The sequence below is a fragment of the Amycolatopsis sp. NPDC003731 genome (assembly GCF_053586895.1).
In genome coordinates, this window is sequence record NZ_JBSFNC010000316.1 from 1 (window position 1) to 1,034 (window position 1,034).

General features: G+C 69.3%; 1 protein-coding gene. It reads left to right on the forward strand.

Going from position 1 to position 1,034, the window contains the following annotated elements; translation table 11 throughout:
- Positions 1-113: 113 nt before the first annotated feature.
- On the forward strand, positions 114-1,034 hold a 921-nt coding region (locus ACWDN5_RS46805; RefSeq protein ID WP_449680801.1), incomplete at its 3' end, for a peptidoglycan-binding domain-containing protein.

The following is a 1,034-nucleotide window of genomic DNA, read 5'->3' on the forward strand; positions in this document are numbered from 1 at the left end:
GGTGTCGAGGCGGCTTCGTGGTCGAGAACGGGCGAATCCGGTTTGTACGTCCCTTGTATCCGGTTGCGTGATTCTCCTCCCCACAACGAGATTCCGACCCATGGAGGACCAGGATGTTCACGAAGGCCGCCGTGCTCACGGCGCTCACCGCCGCGACGTTCGCCGTGGCCGCACCGGCCCAGGCCGAAACCGCGGCCACGACGGTGCTGCCCACGGCGAACATGGAGGCCGTGCTGAAGGCGGCCCAGATCGACCCGCGCCGCGCCGACGACACCCAGACCCCGGGTGCCCACGACAGCGTCCTGCTCGTCGAGCAGGCGCTGCAGGCGAAGGGGCTGCTCGACAGCCAGTACGTCGACGGCTACTTCGGCACCACCACCATCACGGCGTACTCGCAGTACCAGAAGTCGTTGGGCTACACCGGTCTCGACGCGTCCGGCCTGCCGGGCAAGACCTCGCTGGAGAAGCTGGGCGAAGGCCGGTACACGGTCACCAACCCGATTTCCGCCGGCAGCCACGTGACCTACCACGGCAAGACCCTCAACACCCGCACCAAGGCGATGCTCGTTGCGGCGGAAGGGAAAGCGGGCTTCCAGGTCACGCTGACGCAGGGCTCGTACAACGCCGGCGGTGTCGACGCTTCGGCCGGCACGCACGACGGCGGCGGCGCGATGGACATCTCGGTGTCCGGCATGTCGTCGACCAACCGCAACAACCTGCTGAAGGCGCTGCGCAACGTCGGGTTCGCAGCCTGGTACCGCACGCCGGCGCAGGGCTTCGACTACCACATCCACGCGATGGCCGTCTCCGACCCGGACCTGTCCTCGGGTGCGCAGCACCAGACCGGCGACTACTACCTGGGCATGAACGGCCTGGCCGGCCGCGGCGCCGACGACGGCCCCCAGGTCACCAAGGTCACCTGGGAGGAGTACCAGCGCGCCGCCGCGCACGCCAACGCCAAGCAGGCCCTCACCGAACTGCGCGACCTCGCCCGCGGCATCCACCCGGCCGCCCTGGACGCGGGCCTCGACGTC